The organism is Tatumella sp. UCD-D_suzukii (genome assembly GCF_000611875.2).
GTDB classification, from domain to species: domain Bacteria; phylum Pseudomonadota; class Gammaproteobacteria; order Enterobacterales; family Enterobacteriaceae; genus Tatumella; species Tatumella ptyseos.
Genome location: NZ_JFJX01000011.1, coordinates 1 through 5,288 on the forward strand (window position 1 = coordinate 1; position 5,288 = coordinate 5,288).

Sequence of the window (5,288 nt, forward strand, 5' to 3'; positions counted from 1 at the left end):
CCAGCAGGATGTGCTCACGGGTCTGAGGCATAGGGCCGTCAGTTGCAGCAACAACCAGGATAGCGCCGTCCATCTGTGCAGCACCGGTGATCATGTTTTTAACGTAGTCGGCGTGGCCCGGGCAGTCAACGTGTGCATAGTGACGGGTCGGGGTTTCGTATTCTACGTGTGAAGTATTGATGGTAATACCACGTGCTTTTTCTTCTGGCGCGTTATCGATCTGCGCGAAGTCACGTGCAGCACCGCCGTAGTGTTTAGCCAGTACGGTAGTGATTGCTGCAGTCAGAGTGGTTTTACCGTGGTCAACGTGGCCGATAGTACCGACGTTAACGTGTGGTTTGTTACGTTGAAATTGCTCTTTAGCCATTAGATAACCCTTTTAAAGCACGGATAAGTCGGTGATATGATCACATCAACCAGGATTCAGGATGCCTGATAAAAAATGAATTATTTAAGTGAACAGAAATTTCAGGAGAGGAGATATAAAGAAGTGGTGCTGATACCCAGAGTCGAACTGGGGACCTCACCCTTACCAAGGGTGCGCTCTACCAACTGAGCCATATCAGCACATCTGGAGCGGGCAGCGGGAATCGAACCCGCATCATCAGCTTGGAAGGCTGAGGTAATAGCCATTATACGATGCCCGCATCCTGGAACTCTTGCTACCTGATATTTCTGTAGCTTTTGAATAACAAGATGGCTCTCTTATTATTCGAGTCTGCCAGATAAACTGACCGACTTTCGACTGAAACTTCCAGCCTACACTCGGGGTGATAATTATGCTCACCAGGCTGTGATAGCGTGTTGCTTCACATTTTTCCCTGCCAGAGGCAGAGATGGTGGTGGGAGAAGGATTCGAACCTTCGAAGTCTGTGACGGCAGATTTACAGTCTGCTCCCTTTGGCCGCTCGGGAATCCCACCTTAACTTGAATGGTGCCGACTACCGGAATCGAACTGGTGACCTACTGATTACAAGTCAGTTGCTCTACCTACTGAGCTAAGTCGGCATCAAGTTGAGGCGCATTTTAGGGGGCACCGCGCCAGGATGCAACAACAAATTTTAATTTTTTTTCTCTTCGCTTACTATTTATTCAAAACAAGGCTTTTTCCGGTTTTACTGTCTAAATCGACAACAAATAGTGGTGATTATTTGCGCTTCATTCGAATTTCGCCGGGGGTATGACGCTTGATGATTGCCGGGTGAACCTAAAATCTTCCTGTTTTTAGACGCACGATAACCGGAAAAAATTTACTTTTTTTGCGTCAGCCGAATTGATTGCTTATAAAACAGGCACATTGCTGGCAATTTTTCTGTGGAATGGGTCACTAAAAGGATCATTACTGCCTATTATCCTGCTTATTTTTAACCAGAAGCCTTCTGCGATACGAAATTTCTCCGGCCCGACATCTTTTGCTTTTTCCCGGAACCCTTCTGGTGTTAACCTCCAGCCTGCTACCTCATTATTACACTATTTCATCACGGCTGCAGTTCACCCTACTGCTCTATGTCAGTCAGTCGATGATGGACCGGATAAATTTGTCGTCAGATGTCGGAATATGAGTAAAAAAAATTTGTCACTGGCTACCTCCCCCTACTTATCGTTCACCCGTGAACAATGGGCAACCCTGCGCGATTCGGTTCCCATGACATTAACCGGTGAGGAAATTGCCCGGTTAAAAGGGATTAATGAAGATCTTTCTCTGGAAGAAGTGGCAGAAATCTATTTGCCGCTTTCCCGTCTGCTGAACTTTTATATCAGCTCGAATCTGCGCCGCCAGGCGGTGCTGGAACAATTCCTGGGAACTAACGAACAGAAGATACCCTATATTATCAGTATTGCCGGCAGTGTCGCCGTTGGCAAAAGTACCACGGCCCGGGTATTGCAAGCCCTGCTGAGTCGCTGGCCGGAGCACCGGAAGGTTGAGTTAATCACGACAGATGGTTTTCTTCATCCCAATGCGGTACTGAAAGAACGCGGATTAATGAAGAAAAAAGGATTCCCGGAATCCTATGATATGCACAAACTGGTGAAATTTGTCTCTGACCTGAAATCGGGAGAGCAGCAGGTGACCGCGCCGGTCTATTCGCATCTGATATATGATGTGATCCCCGATGGCGATAAGCGGGTGACACAGCCTGATATTCTTATCCTTGAAGGGCTGAATGTATTACAAAGCGGAATGGATTATCCCCATGATCCTCATCGTGTTTTCGTTTCTGACTTTGTCGATTTTTCTATCTATGTGGATGCCCCGGAAGAATTACTCCAGCGCTGGTATATCAACCGCTTTCTGAAATTCCGCGAAGGAGCGTTCAGCGATCCCGACTCCTACTTCCATAACTACGCACGTCTGGCGGAGTCTGAAGCCACAGAGATCGCTTGCGGATTGTGGAATGATATTAATGGCCGGAACCTTCAGCAAAATATTCTGCCGACCCGTGAACGGGCCAGCCTGATTTTAGCGAAAGGTGAAAACCATGCCGTGCATTCGGTACGGCTAAGAAAGTAGTCGCGACAGACTGACGGGGAAAGGCAAAGCTCAGCTATCCCCGTCCTCCCCTGTTAAGCCTGAACCGGACGCAGGGAAATCTCTCCCCCAACCCAGCCGGTGATTTCACCTTCCTGTTCCAGTAATAATCCACCCCGGCTGTCAATCCCCCGGGCGACACCATGGATCTCCCGCTCACCTATCACCAGTTTTACAGGGCGGTTTATAAAGTTATCCAGACTTGCCCAGCGGTCAATGAAAGGTGCCAGACCTTCGGTTTCGAACAGAGTGAGTGCTTCACGCATTTTATTAATCAGTGCGACCGTCAATGCATTACGGTCTATCGTGATCCCGGCTTCCTGCAGGCTAATCCACTGCTGGTTAACCACACTGTCATCGACATTACGCATCATCAGGTTAATACCCGCGCCAATCACAATATGAGCCACATCCCCGGTCTTGCCGCTCAGCTCGACCAGTATCCCTGCCAGTTTCCTGTCATTAAGATAGAGATCATTCGGCCACTTTACGCGAACATCTTTCGCACCGGCAGACTGTAATGCTTCAGCAATGACTATCCCCACCACCAGGCTTAATCCCATGGCCGCGGCTGGCCCTTGTTCAAGCCGCCAGTACATCGACATATATAGATTGGCACCAAAGGGTGAGAACCACTGTCTGCCGCGGCGCCCGCGACCGGCTTGCTGATATTCTGCGATACAGGTATCACCGGAGCGAAGGTCACTCATACGTTCCATCAGATACTGGTTGGTGGAATCAATAACCGGTATGACCTGAACGTCACCGCTCCCCCGGACACCGGCCCGGATAGCATCATCATCTAATAACTGTAGTGCGGCGGAGAGGCAGTAACCCTTGCCGGTAACGGTATAGATATCGATACCCCAGTTTTTGAGTGTATGAATATGCTGATTGATCGCCGCCCGGCTCATACCCAGTTTTTCACCGAGCTGTTCACCGGAGTGAAACTCGCCATCAGAGAGCACACGGATAATTTTCAACGGTACACTGTAATCTTTCATGAGATCACTCCGACAGCATCACATTCGCCGAGTGAGTCAATAAAACGCACTTCGGGCTCGAGCCAGATATTAAATTTATCCCCGACACACTGCCGGACATGTTTCGCCAGGCCGACAATATCCTGTGGCGTTGCCTGGTTATCATTAATCAGTACCAGGGCTTGTAAACTGTGTACCGCAGCACCACCCAGCTTATACCCTTTTAACTGGCATTGATCGATAAGCCATCCTGCGGCGACTTTGACTGTTCCGTCAGCCTGTGGGTACCGGGGGAGCCCCGGATATGTCGCCAGTAACCGGTGGCTAAGTTCTTCGGTGATCAATGGGTTTTTGAAGAAACTCCCGACATTTCCCTGAACGTTAGGGTCAGGAAGTTTGCTCTTTCTCATCTCACAGACGGTATCGAAGACCTGCCGGGGGGTGACAGTCGCGGCATCCATCCGGGTTAAATCACCGTAAGTCAGCACAGGTTTCCACTGTTTACTTAGCCGGAGACCGATTGCCGTCACCGCATAGCCCTGACAAAGTTCATGCTTGAAGATACTGTCACGGTAACCAAACCGGCACTGCGCCTTCTCAAGACGAAACTCTCTGCCGGTCGTCAGTTCTGTGACATCAACATAGTCACAGATATCTTTGAATTCGACACCATAAGCACCAATATTCTGGATAGGCGCGGATCCTGCTACGCCAGGAATCAATGCCAGGTTTTCGGTGCCGGCGATATTATGTTGTAAACACCAACTGACCAGCTGATGCCAGTTTTCACCGGCACCAACGTGCAGGAGATAGCTGTCTTCGTCCTCAGACAATGAAATACCTTTGATCTCATTAACTGCGACGACTCCCCTGAAATCACGGAGGAACAGCACATTACTTCCCCCTCCCAGTAACAGAAAGGGCTTATTTACTGATCGGCTGTAGTCCCATGCTTTCCTGAGATCGGCAGAGCTTTCTGCCCGGATGATTTCGTCAGCGTGAATATCAAGGCCAAGCGTATTGAAGGGCTTTAAAGAATGGGTTGGGTTAGACATATCCTGACCTTAACAAAATTATATGCCCGATAGTTTACCTGATATGCCGGTGAGTTTTGAGACTTTCATCGGTGAGGGTAAGCCGCAAGCAATATATAGCAGCGAAAAAGCGTAAAGGTCAGTCTGGCAATGGCCCGTAAAATCAGAGTTCGCCCCAATGCTCCTTGTGGGTCATAAAGATATTTTAACGAGTTACTGGTATTTTTCTCTTCGCTGTCCCTCAAACGTTATCGGGCGTAAGAGCGGATATGTAAGGTCCGGAGAAAGAACGGGGAAACACCTCAAATGAATACGCTGCCGGATGCCCCCTTTTCCCGACCCGGAATGCAAAAAGGCCGCCCCTCAGGGCGGCCTCTGCCTTTTCATGCCGCCGGTGCCGGGTTTTCCCCGGTGCCCGCAGACATGCTTAATAAAGAAAAGGGTAAAAATTCCATAACAAAAAGGCCATCCGTGAGGATGGCCTGTCTGTTTTATTGGATGCCTGGCAGTTCCCTACTCTCGCATGGGGAGACCCCACACTACCATCGGCGCTACGGCGTTTCACTTCTGAGTTCGGCATGGGGTCAGGTGGGACCACCGCGCTCTTGCCGCCAGGCAAATTCTTTGTGCGGAAATGAATCTTTTTCGTTCATACGGCGTTGGTTTCCCTTGTGCTGTTCAGTCACATACTTATGTATGCTCCTTCTCATCACGCGGTTACCGCCTTGTCTGAACGTAAAA

At 49.4% G+C, this 5,288-nt stretch carries 4 protein-coding genes, 4 tRNA genes and 1 rRNA gene; 1 reads left to right on the forward strand and 8 read right to left on the reverse strand.

Features of this window, described 5'->3' with window-relative positions; translation table 11 throughout:
* The 5 genes from CG67_RS04010 to CG67_RS04030 form a co-directional block, all read right to left on the reverse strand.
* Window positions 1-367 (reverse strand): GTP-binding protein (locus tag CG67_RS04010; RefSeq protein ID WP_025901700.1); only part of this gene is annotated, 367 nt, incomplete at its 3' end.
* 124 nt (window positions 368-491) lie between these two features.
* Window positions 492-567: transfer RNA gene (locus CG67_RS04015), tRNA-Thr, on the reverse strand.
* Window positions 568-572: 5 nt separating this feature from the next.
* A tRNA-Gly gene (locus CG67_RS04020) sits at window positions 573-647 on the reverse strand.
* 190 nt (window positions 648-837) lie between these two features.
* A tRNA-Tyr gene (locus CG67_RS04025) sits at window positions 838-922 on the reverse strand.
* Between the two features lie 10 nt (window positions 923-932).
* Window positions 933-1,008, reverse strand: a tRNA-Thr gene (locus CG67_RS04030).
* Between the two features lie 550 nt (window positions 1,009-1,558).
* Between CG67_RS04030 and coaA the strand changes: the two genes are divergently transcribed.
* On the forward strand, window positions 1,559-2,512 hold the full coding sequence (gene coaA, locus CG67_RS04035) for a type I pantothenate kinase (protein WP_025901701.1): 954 nt from the start codon (window positions 1,559-1,561) through the stop codon (window positions 2,510-2,512).
* A gap of 53 nt (window positions 2,513-2,565) precedes the next feature.
* On the opposite strand, the gene birA is transcribed toward coaA, so the two are convergent.
* The 3 genes from birA to rrf form a co-directional block, all read right to left on the reverse strand.
* Window positions 2,566-3,534: a bifunctional biotin--[acetyl-CoA-carboxylase] ligase/biotin operon repressor BirA gene (gene birA / locus CG67_RS04040; RefSeq protein ID WP_025901702.1), complete on the reverse strand. Its 969-nt coding sequence runs from the start codon at window positions 3,532-3,534 to the stop codon at window positions 2,566-2,568.
* Window positions 3,531-4,568 carry a UDP-N-acetylmuramate dehydrogenase gene (gene murB / locus CG67_RS04045; RefSeq protein WP_025901703.1) on the reverse strand — a complete coding sequence of 346 codons (1,038 nt, stop codon included), beginning with the start codon at window positions 4,566-4,568 and terminating at the stop codon, window positions 3,531-3,533. Before murB ends, birA begins: the two co-directional genes overlap by 4 nt.
* A 479-nt stretch (window positions 4,569-5,047) precedes the next feature.
* Window positions 5,048-5,163: ribosomal RNA gene (gene rrf / locus CG67_RS04050) — 5S ribosomal RNA — on the reverse strand.
* Between the last annotated feature and the right edge of the window lie 125 nt (window positions 5,164-5,288).

Bases quoted from the DNA above. Each gene is read 5' to 3' on its own strand.
- coaA (WP_025901701.1), top strand. From the start codon at position 1,559: ATGAGTAAAAAAAATTTGTCACTGGCTACCTCCCCCTACTTATCGTTC.
- birA (WP_025901702.1), bottom strand. From the start codon at position 3,534: ATGAAAGATTACAGTGTACCGTTGAAAATTATCCGTGTGCTCTCTGAT.
- murB (WP_025901703.1), bottom strand. From the start codon at position 4,568: ATGTCTAACCCAACCCATTCTTTAAAGCCCTTCAATACGCTTGGCCTT.